The sequence below is a fragment of the Caulobacter sp. FV1ye6ST genome (genome assembly GCF_058681225.1).
The window spans coordinates 4,288,793-4,313,386 of the sequence record NZ_CM178733.1 but is presented as its reverse complement, the minus strand read 5'-3'; the positions used below and the strand labels follow the sequence as shown (position 1 = coordinate 4,313,386).

Here is a 24,594-nt window from a genome sequence, read left to right as displayed (position 1 = left end):
GTGGAGGTTTCGATGTCTATTCACGTTCGTGATCCCGAGGCCGACGCGATGGTGCGGTCCTACGCCGAAGAACAGCGCGTCGGCATCGATGAGGCCATCAAGCTGGCCGTGACCAAGGCGCGCGCGGCCGATGAAGACGATCTGGCCAAGCGGCGCGCGGCGCTGAAGGCGATCCGGGATGAGCTCAACAGCTATCCTCGGACCGGTGAGGTCGCGGACAAGGCGTTCTTCGACGAAATCAACGGCGACTGATGTTTGTCGATGCTTCGGCCTGGGTCGCCATTCTAGCCAACGAACCCGAGGCGTTGATACTCGAGGAGCGCTTGCTGGGAGCGCGCGCGGTGCTGGTTTCCCCAATCGCTGTCTGGGAAACCGTCCGCGCCGTCGCCAAGTCCATTCAGGTCGAGCCGGCGCGAGCGGCGGAATTGACCCGCGCCTATATGGCGAGGGTTGGGGCTAGCACCGTCTCGATCGGGGTTTCCGAGGAAGCGGTCGCCCTCGAAGCCCATGCCCGCTTCGGCAAGGGCGTCCACCCCGCCAAGCTCAACATGGGCGATTGCTTCGCCTATGCGTGCGCCAAGGTTCATGGCGTGCCGCTGCTCTACAAGGGCGACGACTTCGCCCTGACGGATATCGAGGCGGCCTGAGGTGAGCGACCAGACCTTCGACGTCGCCGTGATTGGCGGCGGGCCGGCCGGGCTGATGGCGGCCGAGACCGTGGCGCGCGCGGGCAAGTCCGTGGCGGTGTTCGAGAAGATGCCGACCTTCGGGCGCAAGTTCCTGATGGCCGGGCGCGGCGGGCTCAATCTCACCCATTCCGAGGACTTCGAGCGGTTCGGCCAGCGCTACGGCGCGCGGTCGGGAGCCTTGGCGCCGCTGCTGGAGGCGTTCGCGCCCAAGGATCTCACGGCCTGGGCCGAGGGGCTGGGCCAGCCGACCTTCGTCGGGGCCAGCGGTCGGGTGTTTCCGAAGGCGATGAAGGCCTCGCCGCTGCTGCGGGCCTGGCTGGCGCGCCTTGAGGGGCAGGGCGTCGCCTTGCGCACGCGGGCTGAATGGACCGGCTGGAGCGCCGACGGCGGCCTGCTGATCAATGGCGAGGTCGTGCGAGCGCGGGCGGTGGTGCTGGCGCTGGGCGGGGCCAGCTGGGCCAAGCTGGGTTCGGACGCGGCCTGGGTTCCGGCGCTGGAGGGGCAGGGCGCGGACGTCGCGCCGTTCCGCGCCGCCAACTGCGGCTTCGACGTCGCCTGGAGCCCGATCTTCCGCGAGCGCTTCGCTGGCGAGCCGCTGAAGAACATCGGCCTGCGCCATGGCGAGGCCAGCGCGCGGGGCGACGCCATGGTCGCGGGTTACGGCCTGGAGGGCGGAGCGGTCTACGCCCTGGCGGCCAGCCTACGCGACGCGGTTGAAGCTGACGGGCGGGCGGTGCTGAGCATCGACTTGCGGCCGGACATTCCGGTCGAAACCCTGGCGCGCCGGCTGGGCGCGCCGCGCGGCGGCCAGAGCCTGGCCAACTTCCTGCGCAAGGCGGTCAAGCTGTCGCCGGTCGAGGTCAATCTGTTGCGCGAGGCGCACGGCCTCGACCTGCCCGCCGAACCGGCGGCGCTGGCCCAGGCGATCAAGGCCGCGCCGATCGTGCTGACCGCTGTCCAGCCACTGGACCGCGCCATCTCGGCGGCCGGCGGCGTGCGGTTCGAGAGCCTGGACGGCCTGGCGCTGAAGGGCCGCCCCGACGTCATCCTGGCCGGCGAGATGCTGGACTGGGAGGCCCCGACCGGCGGCTACCTGCTGCAGGCCTGCTTCGCCACCGGCATGGCGGCGGGGAAGCAGGCGCTGGCGCGGCTTTAGGGTTTCATCGCCGCCCGGATCTTGGCCGCCATGGCCTCCAGGTCCTTCGGATCGGCCGGCGCGTTCTCCGCCAGATAGACGGGCTTGCCGGCGATGCGCGGGATCACGTGGACATGCAGGTGCGGCACGCTCTGGCCGACGCCATTGTTCTGGATCAGCATGAAGCCCTCCAGCCCCAGGGCGTCCACCTCCGCCTGGCCGACCTTCTGGGCGACGGCCATGACCTTGGCGAGGTCGTTGGGATCCATGTCCAGCAGGTTTCGGGCCTTGGAGGTCTTGGAGATCACCAGCACGTGGCCGGCCTCCAGCGGGGCGCGGTCCATGAAGGCCAGCACGTCGGCGTCCTCATAGACCTTCCAGGCCGGCAGCTCGCCGCGGATGATCTTGGCGAACGGGTTGTTCGGATCGTAAGCGGCCTTCAGCGGAATGCGCGACCCGGCCGGCGCGATCGTCGGGTCGAACCGCGCCAGCCAGCGGATCACCTCGCTCTCCAGCGCGATGCGGGCGTCCGAGAAGCTGTGGTCGGTGGGATAGTAGGCCTCGGTCAGGTCCTTGGCCCCGGCGGACTTGGCGGCGGCGGCCAGCTTGCGCGTGCCGGGCGCGCCGGCGAACTCGGCGCCGATCAGCAGCACCGGACGGTCGGAGATGCTGGCGGTGAGGTTCTCGAGGTCCAGCTTGATCGCGTCGCGCTCGATCTCGGCGACCAGGGCTTCAGGGGTCGTGGCCAACGGGGCGGTGTCGGGCCGCATGCCCTCGATCGCGGCCTTGCGGGCCTGGTCGCTCGTGATCTGGGCGGCTTCCTTGCCGATGTCCCACGAGTCGATCAGCACCGCCCCGGCCACGCGCGGTTCGGCGGCGACGGCGTCGGCGGCCATGAAGCCGCCCATGCTGTGGCCGGCCACGACGATGCGCTTCACGTCGATGTGGTATTTGGCGACATTGGCCGGATCCAGCAGCCAGGCCACCGCCGCCTCGCCGTCGGCGCGGGCGTTGGCGAAGCTGAACTTGCCTTCGCTTCCCCACGAGCCGCGATAGTTGATCCGCATGGCGTTCCAGCCGGCCCGGCGCACGGCCTGCAGCAGGTCGATATTGGTCTCGTTGCCCGGGAAGCCGTGCAGGAACAGTATCGTCGGATGCGGCTGCGTCCCCGAGGCCGTGTAGAGGATGGCGTTGACCTTGGACCCGGCGATGTCGACCTGGAAGGCGGCCATGTCGGCGGGATGGTCCTTGTCGCGCGCCGGATCGGCGACCACGGCCCGCGGCGTCGGCGGGGCCTTCAGCTCGGCGAAGGCGGGACTGGCCCAGACGGAACTGGCGAAGGCCAGCAGAAGCGCGGTGAACGCGGCGGCGGTGCGGTGCATGGCGGATCCCCCTTGGAGCTTGGGCGCACTATCACCCTTCTCCTCTCGCGGGAGAAGAAGGCGCGCGGGTGTTGATATCCTCCCCCACTTCGTCTATACGGCGCGCCTCTTCGCTGGACTCCGGTCCGACGGAGAACCTGTTTGAGAACTACGGGGCGTGGGGTCACCAACGCCGTAATCGAGGAAGAGCCCTTCCTCGCCGTCGGGAGACAGGGATAGAGACGCCAAGGTCTCCTGCTCGCGACGCCTTCCCAGGAGGGCCCCTTCTTCGGAAGGCATGTCCGAGATCGGAGCGCGGCCGACTTTCCTTGGAACAGGCATATGCGACTCGCGCGCGGGAGCAATTCCGCATGGGACCGCATCTGGCTGCCGGAATGGTCCGGCCGCTGCTAACTGAGTAGGAGACCGCAATGGACCGCGCTCAAAAGCAGGAGTCGATTGAATCGCTGAAAAGCGTGTTCACCGACGCCGGCGCTGTCGTCGTGACCCACTACATGGGTCTGACCGTTGCGGAAATGACCGACCTTCGTCTTCGCCTCCGCAAGGAAGGCGCCGCGATCAAGGTTGTGAAGAACACCCTGGCCCTCAAGGCTCTGGACGGCAAGCTTGGTGATACGGGCTCCGCCCTGTTCACTGGCCCGGTCGCCATCGCCTACGGCCCGGACGCCGTCTCGGCCGCGAAGATCGCGGTTCAGTACGCCAAGGAAAACGACAAGCTCAAGATTGTCGGTGGCGTTCTGGACCAGACCAACGTGCTCGACGAAGCCGGCGTGCGTGCTCTGGCGACCCTGCCGTCGCTGGACGAACTGCGTGGCAAGCTTATCGGCCTCATCCAGGCTCCGGCGACCAAGATCGCTGGCGTCCTGCAGGCCCCGGCTGCCCAGCTGGCTCGCGTTTTCAACGCCTACGCGACCAAAGACGCCGCGTAACGGTCATCCCCGCATATCTATCCCAATCTCTCTTTAGGAACTGACACATGTCGAAGCTCGAAAAGCTGGTCGAAGAACTGTCCACCCTGTCGGTGCTGGAAGCCGCTGAACTGTCGAAGCTGCTGGAAGAAAAGTGGGGCGTCTCGGCCGCCGCTCCGGTCGCCGTCGCCGCCGCTGGTGGCGCCGCCGCCCCGGTTGAAGCCGCTGAAGAGCAAACCGAGTTCACCGTCGTTCTGACGAACGGTGGCGACAAGAAGATCAACGTGATCAAGGAAGTCCGCGGCGTCCGTCCGGACCTCGGCCTGAAGGAAGCCAAGGACCTGGTCGAAGGCGCTCCGCAGAACGTCGTCGAAAACGTCTCGAAGGCCCAAGCCGACGAAGTCGCCAAGAAGCTCACGGAAGCCGGCGCCACCGTCCAAATCAAGTAAGTTGGTCCACGCGTCAGCGTGGAACGACTTATCCCGGCGAAAGCCGGGATCCAGGACTGCCGAGCGGCCTCGGAGGGAAACCTCCGGGGCCGTTTCCCTTTTGGGGATGTGAGGCGCGGGAGCGTCCGCTCCTGGCGGGTGTCAGTCCGCCGAGCGCCAGGGCAGGGCCAGCTTGGTCACGGTCATCGAGAAGATCACCCAGCCCAGGTCGTTCTGGATCAGCGCATCGGCCTCGGTCAGGCTGTGCAGGGTGAAGATCACCAGGAACGGCAGGAAGAAATAGGCCGGCGCGGTCGCCAGGCGCAGCAGGCCCTTCAGCCAGGCCCCGACCAGCAGCATCAGCCAGGCGGCGACGCCGATATAGCCAAGCTCCAGCCAGACGCCGAGGATGGTGTTGTGGGCGGAGAAGATCGTGAAGCCCTGGTCGTGCGAGATCCAGGCGACCGGCCCCCGTCCCGACTGGTCGTCCCAGACCGCACCGTAGCCGTAGCCGGTCATCGGCTGATGCTGGATCTGCCGGTGGACGGCGTCCCAGATCAGGGTGCGGCCGGTGAAGGTGGCGTCGCGACCGATCAGGCCGAAGACCGCCTCGGGCGCCAGCCACAGGACCGCGCCGCCGAGGGCGAGGGCGCTGACGGCGGCCAGGATCGCCAGCGCGCCCAGCGCCGGCCCCCGCCGGCACAGGGCGATCAGCGGCACGAAGGCCAGGCCCGCCAGGCACGAGAGCAGGGCCGTCTTCGACGTCGACAGCAGGATCAGGGCCAGGGCGCCGGCGGCGAAGCCCAGCCACAGCTTGCGCCGCTGGGGGTTGGCGATGGCGGCGGCCAGGAAGGTCGGCGTCGCCAGCGACATGGCGTAGCCCAGCTGGTTCTTGAACCCGTAGACGCCGCGCCACGCGCCGGGGAAGTCCACCGACATCACGCCATAGGCCGGCATCAGCAGGCCGAAGACGAAGGACAGCACGACGACGAAGGCGAACGTGGCGGCCAGGACCTCCAGGGTCTTGGGCCATTCGAAGCGCTCGGCCAGCAACACCCCGGCCAAGGTGGTGAACACGACCGCGACCAGCCGGCGCTGGGTCACGTCGGGCTGCAGGCTCCAGAACACCGAGGCGACCGCGACGCTCAGGAGTCCCAGCAGCAGCCAGGACCGGGCCAGGGCGGCAAGGAAGCGCGCGGGGCGCGCGCAGATGGTGATCAGGACGGCCAGATAGACCGGAAAGAAGATCATCCGCAGGGCGGCGGACTGGCTGTTGGCCGCGCTCGACGACGGGTTCGCCCCGCCGGTGCCGGGGCCGGTGAACAGCATCAGGTAGAACTGGCTGAAGATCAGCGTCGCGAAGACGCAGGTCCAGAAAGGGATGTCGATCCGCGGCTGGGCGGTGTCCGACGCCACGTCGAAGGCCCGCGGCGCCTCTTCGGCATACAGGCGGTAGGGCGTCGACATTCAGCCCTCTCTCCGGCCGCGAAATCGAAAGGATCATTGTTAACCGCCAGATATTAACTGCCGCTGAAACCGGAGATTTCGTCGGGCCGCGAGCCTCGCCGCCCCGCGCGATCGCTTGCGCGGACGCCGATTTGCCCGCCTGATGACCAAGATTCGCAGGAGCCGCATCTTGAAGCGCAGAGACTTCCTCGCCACCGCCGCCGCCTTGACGGTCTCGCCCAGCCTGGTCGCGACGCCGGCCTTGGCCCAGGACGAGCTCGCTCAGGGCGTTGGCGGCATCCGTATGCCGGCCTCGGTGGCCGACACCGAGCTGCGCGGCCTCTCGCCGACCGGCGGCAAGCGCTACTGGGCCTCGGGCTCTAAGGGCTGGCTGATCCGCGGGCATGACGAGCGGCAGGACGCGATGCGGATCGTCGGGGCCGAGAAGCTGGACTTCCGGGGGCTGCACGCCTTCGACGACAACCATGTCCTGGCCATGAGCGCCGGCCCCGGCGAGGCCTCGCAGCTGTGGCGCACCAAGGACGGCGGCAAGACCTGGAAGCGCATCGCCGCCAACCCGGATCCGGAAGGCTTCTGGGACTCGATCGCCTTCGTCGACAGCCGGCGCGGCTTCATCCTGGGCGACCCGACCCAGGGGCGGTTCACGGTGCTCTACACCGCCGATGGCGGCGAGACCTGGGCGCGGCTGAAGGACGAGGGCGTGCCTCCGGCAGCGCCGAACGAGGGAGCCTTCGCCGCCAGCAATGGCTGCGTGGCGATCGGCCCCCGCGGCCAGGTCGCCTTCTGCTCCGGCGGCGCGGGCAAGGCGCGGGTCTATGTCTCGCGCGGCGGGGGCGGTGTCTTCGTGGCGCTGGACACGCCGATCCTGGCCGACGCGCCGTCCAAGGGCGCCTTCGCGGTGGCCTATGACAAGCACGGGGCGCTGTGGGTCTGCGGCGGCGATTACCAGAAGCCCCGCGCCGAGGGCGTCAACCTGGCGCGGCTGGATCCGGGCCGGGTGAGCTTCGAGCCAGTCGCCGCGCCGACCGGCTACCTGTCGGGGATCTCGGTCAAGGGCTCGACCGTGATGGCCACCGGCCTGGCCGGGACCATCGTCAGCCGCAAGGGCGGGCCGTTCCAGCGGGTCTCGGCCGCGCCGATGAACACGGTGCGGCTCGGTTCGGAGAAGTCGGCGGTGCTGTGCGGACCGAAGGGCGCGATCGGGCTCTGGCGCGCCTGAGGCGGCAAAAGGCGCCGCCTCGCTTCGGCGAAAGCCGAGGGTTTTCAACGCCACTCGCGTTGGTGTGATTCTTGCAACCTCCAGGCGTGTTCGCCTCGGAGGACGGGATGTCGGTCTCGGGTATCGGAAACGGAAACTGGTCGGCCTATGCCGCCGCGAGCGCCGAGCGCACGCGGGGAACCGCGACCGTCCGCGTCGATACGGGCGAAAGCAGCGACGTCGACAAGGTTCGCGAGAAGGGCCTCACCGCCTTCGCCAAGCAGGCCAAGGCTGAGGCCTGGGCCGAGAAGGTCAGGCGCTGGAAGGACGAGGCCATGAAGGCGATGGGCCTGACCCAGGAAAAGCTGGACGCCATGTCGCCGGAGGCCCGGGCCAAGGCCATGCAGCAGATCGACGAGTATGTACGGCGCAAGATCGACGAGGCGATGGAGGCGGCGCGCGAGGAAGCCAAGCGCAAGGGCCAGCCGCTGGGCGGGACGGCCGTTCCGCAATTCGTGGACTTCAGCGCCTAGTCTAGAACCTGGGAACGCCAAGCGTCGCCGTGCGCTATTGGCGGGTTGGTCTCCAAGGAAGCTTCGCCATGCTCAAGGTCGCCGGTGTCCTGCTCGTCCTGATGATCCTGTTCGGGATCCTGGGTTTCGTCGCCAACGTGGCCGGCGCCATCACCAAGGTCGCGTTCTTCGTCTGCCTGATCGCCCTGGGCGTCTCGCTGGTGATGAAGATGATGAAGAAGGCCTAGGGATTTCGTCCGCGCGAGGCCTATTTACGCCCGTTTACGAATCCCCCTTTCCTTCCGCGCTTCGTTCCCCTATATCCCCGCGTTCACGATTACATCGGCGGAGCGCTTTGGCGCGTCCGTATTACGCCCCGAGGCGCGATCAGCCGCCCTCCGATCCGCGCGAAGGGGCGCCCATCAGGCTTCCGATCCCGGTCGCCCGATAGGGGAATTCCAGCGTCCGCGGCTCCCTGAGAAGGCGAGCGGCGAGGGTGGACGCTACGGACATTCTAATTCACGCGCGGATTCCGTCCGCGCCGCAGGGAAACAACATGGCGCAATCCTTCACCGGCAAGAAGCGGATCCGGAAGTCTTTCGGCCGCATCCCCGAAGCTGTGCAGATGCCGAACCTGATCGAGGTTCAGCGCTCTTCCTACGAGCAGTTCCTTCAGCGCGAGGTCCGTCCGGGCCAACGCCGCGACGAAGGCGTCGAGGCGGTCTTCAAGTCGGTCTTCCCGATCAAGGACTTCAACGAGCGCGCGGTGCTCGAATACGTTTCGTACGAATTCGAAGAGCCCAAGTACGACGTTGAAGAGTGCATCCAGCGCGACATGACCTTCGCCGCGCCGCTGAAGGTCAAGCTGCGCCTGATCGTGTTCGAGACCGAAGAAGAAACCGGCGCCCGCTCGGTCAAGGACATCAAGGAGCAGGACGTCTACATGGGCGATATCCCGCTCATGACGGACAAGGGCACCTTCATCGTCAACGGCACCGAGCGCGTCATCGTCTCGCAGATGCACCGCTCGCCGGGCGTGTTCTTCGACCACGACAAGGGCAAGACCCACGCCTCGGGCAAGCTGCTGTTCGCCGCCCGCGTGATCCCGTACCGCGGCTCGTGGCTGGACTTCGAGTTCGACGCCAAGGACATCGTCTACGTCCGCATCGACCGTCGCCGCAAGCTGCCGGCCACGACCTTCCTCTATGCCCTGGGCATGGACGGCGAAGAGATCCTGACCACGTTCTACGACGTCGTCCCGTTCGAAAAGCGTTCGGGCGGCTGGGCCACCCCGTACAAGCCCGAGCGCTGGCGCGGCGTGAAGCCGGAGTTCCCGCTGGTCGACGCCGACACCGGCGAGGAAGTCGCTCCGGCCGGCACCAAGATCACGGCTCGCCAGGCCAAGAAGTTCGCCGACGGCGGTCTGAAGACCCTGCTGCTGGCCCCGGAAGCCCTGACGGGCCGCTATCTGGCGCGCGACGCGGTCAACTTCTCGACCGGTGAAATCTACGCCGAAGCCGGCGACGAGCTGGACGTCACCTCGATCCAGGCCCTGGCCGACCAAGGCTTCGACACCATCGACGTGCTGGACATCGACCACGTCACGGTCGGCGCCTACATGCGCAACACCCTGCGCGTGGACAAGAACGCCGTCCGCGAGGACGCGCTGTTCGACATCTATCGCGTCATGCGTCCGGGCGAGCCGCCGACCGTTGAAGCGGCCGAAGCGATGTTCAAGTCGCTGTTCTTCGACGCCGAGCGCTACGACCTGTCGTCGGTGGGCCGCGTGAAGATGAACATGCGCCTGGAGCAGGACGTGTCGGACGAAGTCCGCATCCTGCGCAAGGACGACGTCCTGGCCGTGCTGAAGGTCCTGGTGGGCCTGCGCGACGGTCGTGGCGAAATCGACGACATCGACAACCTGGGCAACCGTCGCGTCCGCTCGGTCGGTGAGCTGCTGGAAAACCAGTACCGCGTCGGCCTGCTGCGCATGGAACGCGCCATCAAGGAACGCATGTCGTCCGTCGACATCGACACCGTGATGCCGCACGACCTGATCAACGCCAAGCCGGCCGCGGCCGCCGTGCGTGAATTCTTCGGCTCCTCGCAGCTGTCGCAGTTCATGGACCAGACGAACCCGCTGTCGGAAATCACCCACAAGCGTCGTCTCTCGGCCCTCGGCCCGGGCGGTCTGACCCGCGAGCGCGCCGGCTTCGAGGTCCGCGACGTTCACCCGACCCACTACGGCCGGATCTGCCCGATTGAAACGCCGGAAGGCCCGAACATCGGTCTGATCAACTCGCTGGCCACCCACGCCCGCGTCAACAAGTACGGCTTCATCGAGAGCCCGTACCGTCGCGTGAAGGACGGCAAGCCGCAGGACGAAGTCGTCTACATGTCGGCGATGGAGGAATCCAAGCACGTCATCGCCCAGTCGAACATCGCGGTGTTCGAAGGCGAGATCGTCGACGACCTGGTGCCGGGCCGCATCAACGGCGAACCGACCCTCCTGCAAAAGGAAACGGTCGACCTGATGGACGTGTCGCCGCGCCAAGTCGTGTCGGTGGCCGCCGCCCTGATCCCGTTCCTCGAAAACGATGACGCCAACCGCGCCCTCATGGGCTCGAACATGCAACGTCAGGCCGTGCCGCTGGTGCAGTCGGACGCCCCGCTGGTCGGCACCGGCATGGAAGCCGTCGTCGCCCGTGACTCGGGCGCCGTCGTCATCGCCAAGCGCACCGGCGTGGTCGAGCAGATCGACGGTACGCGTATCGTCATCCGCGCCACCGAGGAAACCGACGCGGCCCGTTCGGGCGTCGACATCTACCGGATGTCGAAGTTCCAGCGTTCGAACCAGTCGACCTGCATCAACCAGCGCCCGCTGGTGAAGGTTGGCGACCGGATCAACTCGGGCGACATCATCGCCGACGGTCCCTCGACCGAGCTGGGCGAACTGGCCCTGGGCCGCAACGCGCTCGTCGCGTTCATGCCCTGGAACGGCTACAACTTCGAAGACTCGATCCTGATCTCCGAACGCATCGTCCGCGACGACGTCTTCACCTCGATCCACATCGAGGAATTCGAAGTCATGGCCCGCGACACGAAGCTGGGTCCGGAAGAAATCACCCGCGACATCCCGAACGTCGGCGAGGAAGCCCTGCGCAACCTCGACGAAGCCGGCATCGTGGCGATCGGCGCCGAGGTCCAGCCGGGCGACATCCTGGTCGGCAAGGTCACGCCGAAGGGCGAAAGCCCGATGACGCCGGAAGAAAAGCTCCTGCGCGCCATCTTCGGTGAAAAGGCCTCGGACGTCCGCGACACCAGCCTGCGCCTGCCCCCGGGCGTCGCCGGCACGATCGTCGACGTGCGCGTGTTCAACCGTCACGGCGTCGACAAGGACGAACGCGCCCTGGCCATCGAACGGGCCGAGATCGACCGTCTGGGCAAGGACCGCGACGATGAGTTCACGATCCTGAACCGCAACATCTCGGGCCGCCTGAAGGAACTGCTGATCGGCAAGGTCGCGCTGTCGGGTCCCAAGGGCCTGTCGCGCGGCGAGATCACCGCCGAGAACCTTAGCCAGGTGGCTTCGGGCCTGTGGTGGCAGATCGCCCTCGAGGACGAGAAGGCGATGGGCGAACTGGAAAGCCTGCGCCGCCTGTTCGACGAGAACCGCAAGCGCCTCGACCGTCGTTTCGAAGACAAGGTCGACAAGCTGCAGCGCGGCGACGAACTGCCCCCGGGCGTCATGAAGATGGTCAAGGTCTTCGTGGCCGTGAAGCGCAAGCTGCAGCCGGGCGACAAGATGGCCGGCCGTCACGGCAACAAGGGCGTCATCTCGCGCATCCTGCCGATCGAGGACATGCCGTTCCTCGCCGACGGGACGCACGTCGACGTCGTTCTGAACCCGCTGGGCGTGCCCTCGCGCATGAACGTCGGTCAGATCTTCGAGACCCACCTCGGCTGGGCCTGCGCCAACCTCGGCAAGCAGATCACCAACCTGCTGGAAGACTGGCAGCACGGCGGTCAGAAGGAAGCCCTGGTGACGCGCCTGCGTGACATCTACGGCCCGGACGAAGAACTGCCTGACACCGAAGAGGGTCTGATCGAGCTGGCCAAGAACCTGGGCAAGGGCGTTCCGATCGCCACCCCCGTGTTCGACGGCGCGCGCATGAGCGATATCGAGGACCACCTCGAAATGGCCGGCGTCAACAAGTCGGGTCAGTCGATCCTGTACGACGGTCTGACCGGCGAGCAGTTCAAGCGTCCGGTCACGGTCGGCTACATCTACATGCTGAAGCTGCACCACCTGGTCGACGACAAGATCCACGCCCGTTCGATCGGTCCGTACTCGCTCGTCACGCAACAGCCGCTGGGTGGTAAGGCCCAGTTCGGCGGTCAGCGCTTCGGGGAAATGGAAGTGTGGGCTCTGGAAGCCTACGGCGCGGCCTACACCCTGCAGGAAATGCTGACGGTGAAGTCCGACGACGTGGCCGGCCGGACCAAGGTCTACGAGTCGATCGTCCGTGGCGACGACACGTTCGAAGCCGGTATCCCGGAAAGCTTCAACGTGCTGGTCAAGGAAATGCGCTCGCTCGGCCTGAACGTCGAGCTGGAGAACAGCTGAGTCGATTGAGGATCCTCCTCCGCGATGCGGGGGAGGTGTCCCGGAGGGACGGAGGGGGCCAACTCGGCCGATCTCCAGCTAGCCCCCTCCGTCGGCTTCGCCGCCACCTCCCCCGCAACGCGGGGGAGGAGCGCTCTAAAGAGAATTTTTCGCGGGTGATCCCGCAGAAGGAACCAAGATGAACCAGGAAGTCCTGAACATCTTCAATCCGGTCCAGGCCGCTCCGACCTTCGACCAGATCCGCATTTCGCTGGCCTCGCCGGAAAAGATCCGCTCGTGGTCGTTCGGCGAGATCAAGAAGCCGGAAACCATCAACTACCGCACGTTCAAGCCCGAGCGTGACGGCCTGTTCTGCGCCCGTATCTTTGGCCCGACCAAGGACTACGAATGCCTGTGCGGCAAGTACAAGCGCATGAAATACAAGGGCATCATCTGCGAAAAGTGCGGTGTCGAAGTCACCCTGGCCCGCGTCCGTCGCGAGCGCATGGGCCACATCGAACTGGCCTCGCCGGTCGCCCACATCTGGTTCCTGAAGTCGCTGCCCTCGCGTATCGCCATGATGCTCGACATGCCGCTGAAGGACATCGAGCGCGTCCTGTACTTTGAATACTACATCGTCACCGAGCCGGGCCTGACCCCGCTGAAGCAGCACCAGCTGCTGTCGGAAGACGACTACATGCGCGCCCAGGAAGAGTACGGCGACGACAGCTTCACCGCCGAGATCGGCGCCGAGGCCGTCCAGAACCTGCTGAAGGCCATCGACCTCGAGAAAGAGGCCGAGCGTCTGCGCGAGGAGCTGTCCGGCACCGTCTCGGACATGAAGCAGAAGAAGTTTTCGAAGCGCCTGAAGATCCTGGAAGCCTTCCAGGAGTCGGGCAACCGTCCCGAGTGGATGGTGCTGACGGTGGTTCCGGTCATTCCGCCGGAACTGCGTCCGCTGGTGCCGCTGGACGGCGGCCGCTTCGCGACCTCGGACCTGAACGACCTGTATCGCCGGGTCATCAACCGTAACAACCGCCTCAAGCGCCTGATCGAGCTGCGCGCCCCCGACATCATCATCCGCAACGAAAAGCGGATGCTGCAGGAGTCGGTCGACGCCCTGTTCGACAACGGCCGTCGCGGTCGCGTCATCACGGGCGCCAACAAGCGTCCGCTGAAGTCGCTGGCCGACATGCTGAAGGGCAAGCAAGGCCGCTTCCGCCAGAACCTGCTGGGCAAGCGCGTCGACTATTCCGGCCGTTCGGTCATCGTGGTCGGTCCCGAGCTGAAGCTGCACGAGTGCGGCCTGCCCAAGAAGATGGCCCTGGAGCTGTTCAAGCCGTTCATCTACGCGCGTCTGGACGCCAAGGGCCTGTCGGGCACCGTCAAGCAGTCCAAGCGCATGGTCGAGCGCGAACAGCCGCAGGTGTGGGATATCCTCGAAGAGGTCATCCGCGAGCACCCGGTCATGCTGAACCGCGCCCCGACGCTTCACCGCCTGGGCATCCAGGCGTTCGAACCGAAGCTGATCGAGGGCAAGGCCATCCAGCTGCACCCGCTGGTCTGCGCCGCGTTCAACGCCGACTTCGACGGCGACCAGATGGCCGTGCACGTCCCGCTGAGCCTGGAAGCTCAGCTGGAAGCGCGCGTCCTGATGATGTCGACCAACAACATCCTGTCGCCCGCCAACGGTCGCCCGATCATCGTGCCGTCGCAGGACATCGTCCTGGGCCTGTACTACCTGTCGGTCGCCCGCGAGGGTGAGCCGGGCGAAGGCAAGATCTTCGCCGACCTGGGTGAAATCGAAGCCGCCATGGACGCCGGCGTCGTCTCGCTGCACGCCAAGATCAAGGCGCGCCACACCGAGATGACCCCGGAAGGCAAGCTGCTGCGCAAGGTGATCGACACCACGCCGGGCCGCATGAAGATCGCCGCCCTGCTGCCGCACCACCCGCAGATTGGCCACCGCCTGATCGAAAAGGCGCTGACCAAGAAGGAAATCGGCAATCTGATCGACATCGTCTACCGCCACTGCGGTCAGAAGGCGACGGTCATCTTCGCCGACAAGATCATGGGTCTGGGCTTCAAGGAAGCCGCCAAGGCCGGCATCTCCTTCGGCAAGGACGACATCATCATCCCGAAGCGGAAGGAGGCGATCGTCGCCGAAACCCGCAGCCTGGCCGAAGAGTACGAGCAACAGTACGCCGACGGCCTGATCACCAAGGGCGAGAAGTACAACAAGGTCGTTGACGCCTGGGCCAAGGCCACCGACCGCGTCGCCGACGAGATGATGGCCGAGCTTCAGATGAAGCATAAGGACGAGAACGGCCGCGAGAAGGAAATCAACGCCATCTACATGATGGCCCACTCCGGCGCTCGTGGTTCGCAAGCTCAGATGAAGCAACTGGGCGGCATGCGCGGCCTGATGGCCAAGCCCTCCGGCGAGATCATCGAGACCCCGATCGTCTCGAACTTCAAGGAAGGCCTGACCGTTCAGGAGTACTTCAACTCGACCCACGGCGCTCGTAAGGGCCTGGCGGACACCGCGCTGAAGACGGCCAACTCGGGCTACCTGACCCGTCGTCTGGTCGACGTCGCGCAGGACTGCATCATCGTCGAGGAAGACTGCGGCACCACGCGGGGCATCACCCTGCGCGCCGTCGTCGAGGGCGGCGACGTTCTGGTCTCGCTGGGTCTGCGCGTTCTGGGCCGCTTCACGGCCGAGGACGTCAAGAACCCGAGCACCGGCGAGCTGGTGGTTCCGGCCGACACCTATGTCGACGAGAACATCGCCGACGCCATCGAGGCGGCGGTCGTCCAGTCGGTGAAGGTCCGCTCGGTCCTGACCTGCGAAGCCAAGGTCGGCGTCTGCGGCGCCTGCTATGGTCGCGACCTGGCCCGCGGCACCCCGGTGAACATCGGCGAAGCGGTCGGCGTCATCGCCGCCCAGTCCATCGGTGAGCCCGGCACGCAGCTGACCATGCGTACGTTCCACATCGGCGGCACCGCCCAGGTGGCCGAGCAGTCGTTCTTCGAAGCCTCCAACGAGGGTACGGTCCGCGTGATCGGCCCGACCGTTATTGGCGCCGACGGCGCGCTGGTCATCATGAGCCGCAACACCTCGGTCAGCGTGCTGGTCGACGGCAAGGAGCGCGAAACCTACAAGCCGCCGTACGGCGCCCGCCTGCGGGTCAAGGACGGCGACCTGGTCAAGCGCGGCCAGCGCCTCGGCGATTGGGACCCCTACACCACCCCGATCATCACCGAAGTGGCCGGCAAGATCCGCGCCGAAGACCTGGTGGATGGCCTGTCCATCCGCGAGGAAGTCGACGAAGCGACCGGCATCGCCCAGCGCGTCATCGCCGACTGGCGTACGTCGGCCCGCGGTTCGGACCTGCGTCCGGCCATGGGCGTGCTGTCGGAAGACGGCTCGTACAAGCGCCTGAGCAACGGCGGCGAGGCTCGCTATCTCCTGTCGGCCGGCGCCATTCTCTCCGTCGCCGATGGCGACGAAGTGAAGCCGGGTGAAGTGATCGCGCGTATCCCGACCGAAGGCGCCAAGACCCGGGACATCACCGGTGGTCTGCCGCGCGTCGCCGAACTCTTCGAAGCCCGCCGTCCCAAGGACTGCGCGGTCATCGCGGAAATGGACGGTCGTGTCGAATTCGGCAAGGATTACAAGAACAAGCGCCGGATCAAGATCACGCCGGACGTCGACGCCGATGGCAACCAGGCCGAGGCGGTCGAGTTCCTGATCCCGAAGGGCAAGCACATCGCCGTCCACGACGGGGACTTCATCTCCAAGGGCGAGTACATCATCGACGGCAACCCGGATCCGCACGACATCCTGCGCATCCTGGGCGTCGAGGCCCTGGCGAACTTCCTCGTCGACGAGATCCAGGAGGTCTATCGACTGCAGGGCGTGCCGATCAATGACAAGCACATCGAGACGATCGTTCGTCAGATGCTGCAGAAGGTCGAGATCCTCGAGCCCGGCGACACCGGCCTGATCAAGGGCGACCACCTTGATAAGCCGGAGTTCGACAAGGAACAGGACAAGGCTGTCGCCCGTGGCGGTCGTCCGGCTGTGACCCAGCCGGTGCTGCTGGGCATCACCAAGGCCTCGCTGCAGACCAAGAGCTTCATCTCGGCCGCGTCGTTCCAGGAAACGACCCGCGTCCTGACCGAAGCCTCGGTGCACGGCAAGACCGACACCCTGGAAGGCCTGAAGGAAAACGTCATCGTGGGTCGTCTGATCCCCGCTGGTACGGGTTCCTACCTGCGCAGCCTGCAGCGCGTCGCCGCCAAGCGCGACGAGCAACTGGCCCAGCAGCGCGAAGACGCGATGGAGCCGCTGCCGGCCGAGATCGCGCTCGCGGACGCCGAATAACAGTCACGGGTGACTGACTAGCGGAAAGGCCCGGGAGCGATCCCGGGCCTTTTTTCGTTGGTCTGGGACGTCCACCGCCAGGGGTCCCCCCATGTCCGACTATGAGCTCTACTACTGGTCCGCGCCGTTTCGCGGCCAGTTCGTGCGGGCGGTCCTGGCCCACGCCGGCAAGACCTGGACCGAGGCTGGCGACGCGAAGATCTCGGACCTGATGGGCGGTCCGCTGAAGGCGATGCCGGTCCCGTTCATGGGGCCGCCGATGCTGGTCGACACCAAGGCCAAGGTGGCGATCGCGCAGATGCCCGCGGTGATCCTGTATCTGGGCGAGACGCTGGACCTGATGCCGGGGACGCCGGTGCTGCGCGCCCTGACCTTGAAGGTCATCTGCGACGCCAACGACGTCATCGACGAGCTGACCAACGACGGCGGCCGCGAGATGTGGACCGAGAAGAGCTGGGCGGCGTTCGTGCCCCGCCTACGGAAGTGGATGTCGTTCTGGGAGGAGACCGGCCGCCGCCACGGCCTGAAGGCCGACGGGGGCTTCCTGCTGGGCGGCGAGGCGGCGGGGATCGCCGATGTCGTCACGGCCACCCTGTGGTCGACCCTGATCGAACGCTTCGACGCCATCGGCCAGATCCTCGACGATGCCGCGCCGATGACCGCCGCCCTTGTCCGCCGCGTCGCCGCCCTGCCGCCGTTGCGCGCTTTGGCCGGCAAGGCCCGCGAGGACTACGGCGACGCCTGGTCCGGCGGCCAGATCGAGGCGTCGCTACGGAATGTGTTGAAGACCTAGCAGGCTGTTGAAGAAGTCCGTAGCGGGGCGGAGTTCGACATGATTCACTCTTTGGGCGGGAGCTCTGGAGGGGTGGATGCGCGGGTCGGACGAGCGGACGGGGTCGCTGTTCTCATATGTAGATCTGGATGCTCGGGTTCGGCGCGATCATCCCTTGCGGCCGATCCTGGAGATCGCGAACGGGGCGCTTGGGGATTTGAGCGCGGACTTCGCGGCGCTCTATCCGCCGAGGCTGGGACGTCCGTCGATCCCGCCGGAACGGTTGTTGCGCGCCATGCTGCTGCAGGCGTTCTACGGCATCCGATCGGAGCGCCAGTTGATGGAGCGGATGGAGTTTGACCTGCTGTTCCGCTGGTTTGTAGGTCTTGGCGTGGACGATGCGGCCTGGGATCATTCCAGTTTCACCAAGAACCGCGACCGGCTGTTGGCGGGCGAGATCGCCGGCAAGTTCCTGCGCGCGGTGCTGGCCCAGCCTCGGGTGAAGCGGCTGATGTCGTCAGACCACTTCTCGGTGGACGGCACGCTGATCGAAGCCTGGGCGTCGACCAAGAGCTTCCGCAGGGTCGATGGCGACGACAGCGATCCCGAGGGGCCGGGTCGCAACGCCGAGCGCGGCTTCCACAAGGAGAAGCGTTCCAACCAGACGCACCGCAGCACCACCGATCCTGAGGCTCGGCTCTATAAGAAGGGCGACGGCCAGCCGGCGAGGCTCTGCTATATGGGCCACGCCCTGATGGAGAACCGCCATGGCCTGGTGACGGATGGTGGGGTGACCCTGGCCACGGGCACAGCCGAGCGCGAGGCGGCTGTGGCGATGCTGGACCGAAGAAGCGGCCGGCGTCGGATCACCCTGGGCGCCGACAAGGCCTATGACGTGCGCGACTTCATTGGCCAACTTCGGGCGCGCCGGGTGACACCGCACATCGCCGTCGATGGCCACCTGTCCAAGCTGGGCAAGCCGCGCTCGACCGCCATTGACGGCCGCACCAAGCGCCACCCCGGCTATGCGATCAGCCAGCGATGTCGCAAGCGCATCGAAGAGGTGTTCGGCTGGATCAAGGGCTCGGCCGGCCTAGCCAAGGTCAAGGTGCGCGGCCGCGCCAAGGTCGACGCCGCCTTCACCCTGGCGCTGGCGGCCTACAACCTGATCCGTCTGCCCAAGCTCCTGGCGGCCCCGGCATGAGCGTCCTGGGCCAGTGGCGCATCGTCCAGACGCCCGACTACACTGACGACTATCGGGACATGATGGAGCCCGCCTACATCCTCTTCGAAGCCACCCATGGCCAGTTCGCCTTCGGCTGCGTCACTGGCGCCTTCGCCGCCGCCGGCGACCACGACGCCGTGCAGTTCGACTGGCGCGGAAACGACGAAATGGATGAGGCCCAGGGCGACGGATGGGCTCAACTCCAGCCCGACGGCTCCCTCAAGGGCCAGATCTGCTTCCACGGCGGCGACGAAGCCAACTTCATCGCCAGACGGGAGGCTTCTTCAACAGCCTGCTAGAGCGCCGCTCTCCTTCTTCCTATTGGGGAGTATCGCAAGCGGCGGCGGCGGTCATTCCGCGACAGAGTGTCGCGGAAGGTCGCTGTGAAGCTTCCATAACATTGATATTCATCAAGATTTTAAACCATGTGCGCGATGCAGGTTTTTGATCCGCCTCAAAAGCCCAGAGCCCATGCGCGCCAGCATCTCCACCAAGGTCAGCCTGACCATCGCCGCCGCCTTCGTCGTCCTGACCGTCGCGGTCCTGGCGATCGTGGCGCAAAGCTCCCTGGACTTCGCCCGTCGCCAGGCGACGCAGGCGCAGGAGTCCAGCATGCGGGTGGCGTGGGACGTCATCGGCGAGCGGGGCAAGAGCTTCCGGCGCGAGGGTGACAGGCTGCTGGTCGGCGACCACGTCCTTAACGGCGACTTCGACGGCGTCGATCGGGTGAAGAGCCTGGTCGGCGGCACCGCCACCGTCTTCATGGGCGACACGCGGATCACCACCAACGTCACCAAGACGGACGGCTCGCGCGCCGTCGGCACCGCCCTGGCCAAGGGGCCCGTCCATGACGCGGTGCTGGGCAAGGGCGAGGCCTATCGTGGCGAGGCAAAGATCCTCGGCAAGCCGTTCTTCGTCGCCTACGACCCGATCAAGGATTCGTCGGGCCAGGTGATCGGCGTGCTCTATGTCGGCGTGCCGCAGGCTGACTACTTCCAGCCTGTGTATCGTCAGCTGACCTTGCTGGCCCTGGCCTGCGTGCTGCTGGGGGCGGCCGGAGGCGGGGTCTCGGTCTTCATGACCCGCCGCCAGCTGTCGCCGCTGTCGACCTTGCGCGACGCCATGAGCCGGTTGATGGGCGGCGACCTGACCGTCACCCTCCCGTTCGCCGGCCGAGCGGACGACATCGGCCTGATGGCCGACGCCGTTCACCGCTTCCGCGACGAGGCGCTGGAGAAGAAACGCATCGCCGCCGAGGCCGCCGCCCATCGCGAGGCCTCGGAAGCCGAGCGCGATGCGGCCGGGGCCGACAACGCCCGCCGTTCCGCCGAGCAGGCCCAGGTGGTCCGCCGTCTGGCCGAGAGCCTGCATCGCCTTTCGGATGGCGACCTGACCGTGCGCCTGACCGAACCGTTCGCCCACGACTACGAGGGGCTGCGCGCCGACTTCAACCGCGCCGTCGAGGGGCTGGAGGGCGCCATGGCGGCCGTGGTCTCGGCCGTGGCGGGGCTGAACGCGGGGGCCGGCGGCATCGCCACGGCCGCCGACGACCTGTCGCGCCGCAGCGAGGCCCAGGCCGCCAGTCTTGAGGAGACCGCCGCCGCCCTCGACGAGATCACCGCCACCGTCCGCCGCACGGCCGAGGGCGCCAAGGAAGCCCACGGCGCCGTCAGCGCGGCCCAGGTCGAGGCCGGCCGGAGCCGCGAGGTTGTCGCTTCGGCGGTCGAGGCGATCGGCGGCATCGAGGCCTCGTCGCGCCAGGTGGCCCAGATCATCGGGGTGATCGACGAGATCGCCTTCCAGACCAACCTTCTGGCCCTCAACGCCGGCGTCGAGGCCGCCCGCGCGGGCGAGGCCGGTCGCGGCTTCGCGGTCGTGGCCCAGGAAGTGCGGGCCCTGGCCCAGCGCTCGGCCGACGCGGCCAAGGAGATCAAGATCCACATCGGCGACTCGGCGCGCCAGGTGGAGTCGGGCGTGTCGCTGGTCGGCGCGGCCGGCCAGACCCTGCAGCGCATCGCCAGCCAGGTCGGCGCGATCAGCACGGTGATCACCGAGATCGCCGCCTCGGCCCAGGAGCAGTCCGCCGGCCTTGGCCAGGTCAATACGGCCGTCAACCAGATGGACCAGGGCACGCAGCACACCACGGCGATGGCCAGCCGCTCGGCGGCCTCCAGCCAGGCGCTGCTGGACGAGGTCAACGGCCTGGCCGCGCTGGTGCAGCGGTTCAAGGTCGGCGGCGCGGCGTCGATGCGACGCGCCGCCTAGCCCGTCCTACTTCCGCCCCACCACCGGCAGTTCGATGTACGACTCCTCGCCGGCCGCGTGGTGGATGGCGTTGTTGGCGACCACGAACTTGGTCTCCTTCTCGTTGTCGCCGCCGGTGTTCAGGTTACGGACGAACTTCGGGAAGTTGGACGAGGTGACCTCCACCCGGATGCGGTGGCCGGGCAGGAAGGTGTTGCTGGTGGTGATCGGCGTCGGCTTGACCGTGTAGGTCTGGCCGGCCGTCATCATGACGGGCTTCTCGTAGCTGTCGCGATAGCGGGCCCGCATGATGGTGTCGCCCAGGATATAGGCCGTGCCGTCCGGCCCGACATCGACCAGCTTCACGGCGAAGTCGGTGTCCTTGGCGTCCGACGAGACCTTCAGGAAGGCGCGGACGAAGCCCGAGACCTCCAGCGGTTCGGTCAGCGGCTCGCTGGTGTAGACGAGCACGTCCTGGCGTGACTCGACGCCGCGCTGATCGAAGGCGCCGGCGATGACCAGGCCGCCGTTGCAGCAGTCGCCGCCGCCCACGGTCTGGACCGGATTGGCCGGATCATAGGCGTAGCGGTCTGCCTGCTCCCCGGCCCCCGGCGCGGCGGTCGTCAGCTTGCCGTCGCCGGCCAGGCTGTTGGCGCGGCCGCTGGAGCGCAGATAGAGCTTCATCGGGGCCGAGCCCTCCGGCGGCCACTGGGCCGACTGCTTCCAGCTGTTCTCGCCCATCGCGTAATAGCGGACCGGCGGCGTCGATTTCGGGAAGGCGTTGACGTCGCCCTTCAGCCAGCGGTCGAAGAAGGCGTAGACCTCCTTGTCGGCGTCGAAGTTCACCGTGCCCATGTCGCGGTCGCCCGACTTGTAGGGAGCCTGCAGCGTGCGGGCGTTGAAGCCGCAGTGGTTGCTGGGCGTGACGATGGCGTACTGGTTGTCGCTGGCTTCCTTGTCCGAGTTCACCGTGCGGGCGTGGTTGAACAGGGCCATGTTCGGGCCGATCGACACGTCGTACCAGGAATTGAACCACAGGGCCGGGACGCCCCAGCCCTTGTCGTCGTGATAGAGGCCGCCCTTGCGCCAGGCCGGGTCGGCCGGGCCGTCGCGGTTGATCAGCTCCTCGAACGTGCCCTTGGGCTCGCCCAGGTCCTGCAGCATCTCGTTGACCGGCAGGTGGCGGATCTGGGTGGGCCAGTTCACCTCGGGCTTCTTGGCCTCCAGGTCGTTGTACTTGGCCAGGCGGGCGATGGTCTTGGAGTCCAGGCCCTTGGGCGGCTGGGCGCGCAGCGGGTTGTCGACGCCGTACAGCCACACGAAGAACAGGTTGCGCGGCACGCCGCCGGTGTACCAGTTGCCCTGCTCCTGGAACTCGCCGACCTTGCCGATGCCGGCGCCCGAGGATTGCGGGACCATGGCGGCGTGGGCCGGGTGGTTCTGGCCGGCCAGGGCCAGCTGCCACTCGGCCGTCGACGAGCAGCCGCGCGTGCCGACCTTGCCGTTCGACCAGCTCTGCTTGGCGATCCAGGTCAGGGTGTCGTAGCCGTCCGTCTGCGGATGGCCGAGGATCTCCCACTCGCCTTCTGAGTAGTAGCGGCCGCGCTCGTTCTGCAGCACCAGGGCGTAGCCGTGCTTGATGGCGTCCAGCGCGCCGCGCGTGGTCCCCGCCTTGTAGGGCATCTCGTTATAGGGCGTCTTGACCAGGATGGTCGGCAGCGGCCCGGTCGCGCCCTTGGGGCGATAGACGTGGGTCGCCAGCCGTACCCCGTCGCGCATCGGCACCATGACGTACAGCTGCACGTCGGCCTTGGCGGCCAACTCCTTGTCGAGCGCGGCGTCGGAAAATTGCGAATAGTCCTGAGCCATCACCGCCGACGGAGTCGTCGACGTGGCCAGGATCAGCGCGGCGCATAGCGAAGCCGAAAAACGCATGATGTCCCCTCACAACCAAGGCGCGCCCCTTGAGCCCGCGCGCCAACCTGGCGGGGAGGGTATTCCGGGGGCGTACGGAGGAAACCCCCTTTTTAGCGCCGCCTCTTTCTCAGCGCTGGTCGTTCTCGCGGGAACGCTGCTTGGCGCGGATGTCGGCCTTGTCGTAGTCGCGCAGCTGCTTGAGGCGCTGCTGCTGGGCGTTGCGCGTGCGGCCCAGGCCGTCCTGCTCGGCGCCGAGCACGAAGGGGATCTCCTTCATCGTGCCCGGCTGGTCCTTGCTGCGGTGATCGACGCCGGGCCCCATCGGGGCTTCGTCGAACTTGCGAGCCAGCTCCTGCGTGATCGATTGTGCCTCGAATTCGCGGGCCTTGGCCGCGTTCAGCGGACCAGCATAGGTCCCGCGCGGCGGGGCGGCGCCGAAGCGCTCGTCGCACGTCTCGCGCTCGCGGCGGTTCAGGCCGACGGCGTCGGCGCTGACGCAGCCCGTGGCGCTGCCCCGCAGGGCCGTGCGCAGGTCGCCGGCGCCTTCGCCCGGCAGCGGCGCGGGACGGATCGCCGTCCCGGGCCGGCCGATCCCCGTGGCCGGAACCGACAGGGTGGGAACCCCGGCCGGCGCGGGCCGGGCCGGCGCGCGCGCCTGGAAGGACGGGACGGGCGAGGCCGCGGCGGCGGCCGCCGAGGCGGGAGAGGGGCGGGGCTCTGGCCGTGTCTCGGGAATGGGCCGCTGCAGGTCCAGCGTCATCACCGACAGGTCGTCGGCGATCATGGTCTCAAGCAAGGGGCGGGCGGGAATCGCCAGCCAGGTCAGCAGCGCCACGTGTAGCAGCAGCGAGCCGACGAGAATCGTCGCCCGGCGTCGGCCATCCTTGTGGACAGTGGCCATCCTGCTCCTGATACCGACGCTCACCCGGCCTCCCACATGGCCCCCATTTGGGCACCCTCGCGCTTGCCCGCGCTCTTCCCACGTGGTGTGGAAGGCGGGCAAGGCAAGGCGCTCCATCCTGACGCGAAACTGCACAGCCCGCGGTGGCGAAAACTTGACCGTGAGCGGGCGCTTAAGGCGGCGTTAACCGGCGCGGGAACAGGCGGTTGACGTTGGCCCCCTTCGCGAGTACATACCGCGCTCTTTTTCGAGGCGGTCGTTCGCGTCCGTTCCGATGAGCTTCCTCTCCTCGTGAGCGGAGAACCCGCCGGTGTGCTTCCCGCGCCCCGGCGAGTTTCGTGTTTATCGGGTCTCCAAGCGGAGCCTTGAACCAAGAACAACAAAGACAAGGACCTGAAGCGCTTCGGCCGAAAGGCACACGCTTCCATCAGAGCAGAGACTTAATGCCTACCATTAACCAGCTCATCCGTAAGCCGCGCTCCCCGAAGCCGGTCCGGAACAAGGTGCCGGCCCTGAAGGGCTGCCCCCAACGTCGCGGCGTTTGCACGCGCGTCTACACCACGACCCCGAAGAAGCCGAACTCGGCTCTGCGTAAGGTCGCCAAGGTCCGTCTGACCACCGGCATCGAAGCCGTGTGCTACATTCCGGGCGAAGGTCACAACCTGCAGGAGCACTCGGTGGTGCTCATCCGCGGCGGCCGCGTCAAGGATTTGCCCGGCGTCCGTTATCACATCCTGCGCGGCGTCCTCGACACCCAAGGTGTCAAGGATCGTAAGCAGCGTCGTTCGCTCTACGGCGCCAAGCGTCCGAAGTAAGGAAT

19 protein-coding genes and 1 pseudogene are annotated in these 24,594 nt (G+C 67.0%); 15 read left to right on the top strand and 5 right to left on the bottom strand.

From position 1 onward, the window contains the following. Nucleotides 1–12: 12 nt before the first annotated feature. The 3 genes from ACW175_RS20455 to ACW175_RS20445 are packed head-to-tail and all read left to right on the top strand — an operon-like array spanning nt 13 to nt 1,845. Nucleotides 13–252: a type II toxin-antitoxin system VapB family antitoxin gene (locus ACW175_RS20455; protein WP_492101787.1), complete on the top strand. Its 240-nt coding sequence runs from the start codon at nt 13–15 to the stop codon at nt 250–252. Beyond that, nucleotides 252–647 (top strand): type II toxin-antitoxin system VapC family toxin, encoded by a 396-nt coding sequence (locus ACW175_RS20450; RefSeq protein WP_492101786.1) that lies wholly within the window; start codon nt 252–254, stop codon nt 645–647. The genes ACW175_RS20455 and ACW175_RS20450 overlap by 1 nt, the downstream gene beginning before the upstream one ends. Beyond that, nucleotides 631–1,845, top strand: coding sequence for a TIGR03862 family flavoprotein (locus tag ACW175_RS20445; RefSeq protein ID WP_492105019.1), 1,215 nt, complete (start codon nt 631–633; stop codon nt 1,843–1,845). Before ACW175_RS20450 ends, ACW175_RS20445 begins: the two co-directional genes overlap by 17 nt. Here ACW175_RS20445 and ACW175_RS20440 read toward each other — a convergent pair. Next, on the bottom strand, nt 1,842–3,206 hold the full coding sequence (locus ACW175_RS20440) for an alpha/beta fold hydrolase (protein WP_492101785.1): 1,365 nt from the start codon (nt 3,204–3,206) through the stop codon (nt 1,842–1,844). The genes ACW175_RS20445 and ACW175_RS20440 overlap by 4 nt on opposite strands. A 410-nt stretch (nt 3,207–3,616) precedes the next feature. On the opposite strand from ACW175_RS20440, the gene rplJ reads away from it, so the two are divergent. Together rplJ and rplL are read left to right on the top strand one after the other, a co-directional pair. Beyond that, entirely contained in the window at nt 3,617–4,135 is a 519-nt protein-coding gene (gene rplJ, locus ACW175_RS20435; RefSeq protein WP_047403719.1) for a 50S ribosomal protein L10, read from the top strand. Nucleotides 4,136–4,182: 47 nt separating this feature from the next. Beyond that, a complete protein-coding gene (gene rplL / locus ACW175_RS20430; protein WP_099581159.1) occupies nt 4,183–4,563 on the top strand; it encodes a 50S ribosomal protein L7/L12 in 381 nt (126 codons plus the stop codon). Nucleotides 4,564–4,704: 141 nt separating this feature from the next. On the opposite strand, the gene hfsI is transcribed toward rplL, so the two are convergent. Beyond that, nucleotides 4,705–6,009, bottom strand: coding sequence for a polysaccharide biosynthesis protein HfsI (hfsI, locus tag ACW175_RS20425; RefSeq protein ID WP_492101784.1), 1,305 nt, complete (start codon nt 6,007–6,009; stop codon nt 4,705–4,707). Between the two features lie 169 nt (nt 6,010–6,178). On the opposite strand from hfsI, the gene ACW175_RS20420 reads away from it, so the two are divergent. From ACW175_RS20420 to ACW175_RS20380, 9 genes are all read left to right on the top strand, one after another. Next, nucleotides 6,179–7,228 carry a WD40/YVTN/BNR-like repeat-containing protein gene (locus ACW175_RS20420; protein WP_492101783.1) on the top strand — a complete coding sequence of 350 codons (1,050 nt, stop codon included), beginning with the start codon at nt 6,179–6,181 and terminating at the stop codon, nt 7,226–7,228. A 107-nt stretch (nt 7,229–7,335) separates the two neighbouring features. Next, complete coding sequence (locus ACW175_RS20415; RefSeq protein ID WP_492101782.1) at nt 7,336–7,740, top strand: hypothetical protein; 405 nt, start codon at nt 7,336–7,338, stop codon at nt 7,738–7,740. 68 nt (nt 7,741–7,808) lie between these two features. Beyond that, the gene (locus ACW175_RS20410; protein WP_492101781.1) at nt 7,809–7,967 is read left to right on the top strand and encodes a hypothetical protein; all 159 of its coding nucleotides are present in this window, start codon (nt 7,809–7,811) and stop codon (nt 7,965–7,967) included. 308 nt (nt 7,968–8,275) lie between these two features. Continuing rightward, a complete protein-coding gene (gene rpoB, locus ACW175_RS20405; protein WP_492101780.1) occupies nt 8,276–12,346 on the top strand; it encodes a DNA-directed RNA polymerase subunit beta in 4,071 nt (1,356 codons plus the stop codon). 178 nt (nt 12,347–12,524) lie between these two features. Then, a complete protein-coding gene (gene rpoC / locus ACW175_RS20400) occupies nt 12,525–16,715 on the top strand; it encodes a DNA-directed RNA polymerase subunit beta' (protein ID WP_492101779.1) in 4,191 nt (1,396 codons plus the stop codon). A gap of 91 nt (nt 16,716–16,806) precedes the next feature. Then, nucleotides 16,807–17,508 carry a glutathione transferase, Atu5508 family gene (gene gst / locus ACW175_RS20395; protein WP_492101778.1) on the top strand — a complete coding sequence of 234 codons (702 nt, stop codon included), beginning with the start codon at nt 16,807–16,809 and terminating at the stop codon, nt 17,506–17,508. Nucleotides 17,509–17,584: 76 nt separating this feature from the next. Continuing rightward, the gene (locus ACW175_RS20390) at nt 17,585–18,691 is read left to right on the top strand and encodes an IS5 family transposase (RefSeq protein ID WP_492101777.1); all 1,107 of its coding nucleotides are present in this window, start codon (nt 17,585–17,587) and stop codon (nt 18,689–18,691) included. Next, complete coding sequence (locus ACW175_RS20385; protein ID WP_492101776.1) at nt 18,688–19,011, top strand: hypothetical protein; 324 nt, start codon at nt 18,688–18,690, stop codon at nt 19,009–19,011. Before ACW175_RS20390 ends, ACW175_RS20385 begins: the two co-directional genes overlap by 4 nt. Nucleotides 19,012–19,183: 172 nt before the next feature. Beyond that, nucleotides 19,184–20,977, top strand: a complete 1,794-nt coding sequence (locus ACW175_RS20380; RefSeq protein ID WP_492101775.1) for a methyl-accepting chemotaxis protein — start codon at nt 19,184–19,186, stop codon at nt 20,975–20,977. 6 nt (nt 20,978–20,983) lie between these two features. On the opposite strand, the gene ACW175_RS20375 is transcribed toward ACW175_RS20380, so the two are convergent. The 3 genes and pseudogenes from ACW175_RS20375 to ACW175_RS20365 all read right to left on the bottom strand — a co-directional run bounded on the left by ACW175_RS20375 (nt 20,984) and on the right by ACW175_RS20365 (nt 24,194). Then, complete coding sequence (locus ACW175_RS20375) at nt 20,984–22,825, bottom strand: CocE/NonD family hydrolase (protein WP_492105018.1); 1,842 nt, start codon at nt 22,823–22,825, stop codon at nt 20,984–20,986. 175 nt (nt 22,826–23,000) lie between these two features. Continuing rightward, nucleotides 23,001–23,774: a hypothetical protein gene (locus ACW175_RS20370; protein WP_492101774.1), complete on the bottom strand. Its 774-nt coding sequence runs from the start codon at nt 23,772–23,774 to the stop codon at nt 23,001–23,003. Between the two features lie 172 nt (nt 23,775–23,946). Next, nucleotides 23,947–24,194, bottom strand: a pseudogene (locus tag ACW175_RS20365) (hypothetical protein). Nucleotides 24,195–24,217: 23 nt separating this feature from the next. Here ACW175_RS20365 and rpsL point away from each other — a divergent pair. Next, nucleotides 24,218–24,589 carry a 30S ribosomal protein S12 gene (gene rpsL, locus ACW175_RS20360; RefSeq protein ID WP_004624021.1) on the top strand — a complete coding sequence of 124 codons (372 nt, stop codon included), beginning with the start codon at nt 24,218–24,220 and terminating at the stop codon, nt 24,587–24,589. Nucleotides 24,590–24,594: the final 5 nt, after the last annotated feature.

What these genes read in the sequence shown, in the direction of transcription:
- ACW175_RS20390 (WP_492101777.1), top strand. Translation starts at nt 17,585, where the DNA reads ATGCGCGGGTCGGACGAGCGGACGGGGTCGCTGTTCTCATATGTAGAT.
- ACW175_RS20370 (WP_492101774.1), bottom strand. Translation starts at nt 23,774, where the DNA reads ATGGCCACTGTCCACAAGGATGGCCGACGCCGGGCGACGATTCTCGTC.
- ACW175_RS20455 (WP_492101787.1), top strand. Translation starts at nt 13, where the DNA reads ATGTCTATTCACGTTCGTGATCCCGAGGCCGACGCGATGGTGCGGTCC.
- ACW175_RS20380 (WP_492101775.1), top strand. Translation starts at nt 19,184, where the DNA reads ATGCGCGCCAGCATCTCCACCAAGGTCAGCCTGACCATCGCCGCCGCC.
- ACW175_RS20450 (WP_492101786.1), top strand. Translation starts at nt 252, where the DNA reads ATGTTTGTCGATGCTTCGGCCTGGGTCGCCATTCTAGCCAACGAACCC.
- ACW175_RS20440 (WP_492101785.1), bottom strand. Translation starts at nt 3,206, where the DNA reads ATGCACCGCACCGCCGCCGCGTTCACCGCGCTTCTGCTGGCCTTCGCC.
- rpoB (WP_492101780.1), top strand. Translation starts at nt 8,276, where the DNA reads ATGGCGCAATCCTTCACCGGCAAGAAGCGGATCCGGAAGTCTTTCGGC.
- rplJ (WP_047403719.1), top strand. Translation starts at nt 3,617, where the DNA reads ATGGACCGCGCTCAAAAGCAGGAGTCGATTGAATCGCTGAAAAGCGTG.
- gst (WP_492101778.1), top strand. Translation starts at nt 16,807, where the DNA reads ATGTCCGACTATGAGCTCTACTACTGGTCCGCGCCGTTTCGCGGCCAG.
- hfsI (WP_492101784.1), bottom strand. Translation starts at nt 6,009, where the DNA reads ATGTCGACGCCCTACCGCCTGTATGCCGAAGAGGCGCCGCGGGCCTTC.
- rplL (WP_099581159.1), top strand. Translation starts at nt 4,183, where the DNA reads ATGTCGAAGCTCGAAAAGCTGGTCGAAGAACTGTCCACCCTGTCGGTG.
- ACW175_RS20410 (WP_492101781.1), top strand. Translation starts at nt 7,809, where the DNA reads ATGCTCAAGGTCGCCGGTGTCCTGCTCGTCCTGATGATCCTGTTCGGG.
- rpoC (WP_492101779.1), top strand. Translation starts at nt 12,525, where the DNA reads ATGAACCAGGAAGTCCTGAACATCTTCAATCCGGTCCAGGCCGCTCCG.
- ACW175_RS20385 (WP_492101776.1), top strand. Translation starts at nt 18,688, where the DNA reads ATGAGCGTCCTGGGCCAGTGGCGCATCGTCCAGACGCCCGACTACACT.
- ACW175_RS20375 (WP_492105018.1), bottom strand. Translation starts at nt 22,825, where the DNA reads ATGGCTCAGGACTATTCGCAATTTTCCGACGCCGCGCTCGACAAGGAG.
- ACW175_RS20415 (WP_492101782.1), top strand. Translation starts at nt 7,336, where the DNA reads ATGTCGGTCTCGGGTATCGGAAACGGAAACTGGTCGGCCTATGCCGCC.
- rpsL (WP_004624021.1), top strand. Translation starts at nt 24,218, where the DNA reads ATGCCTACCATTAACCAGCTCATCCGTAAGCCGCGCTCCCCGAAGCCG.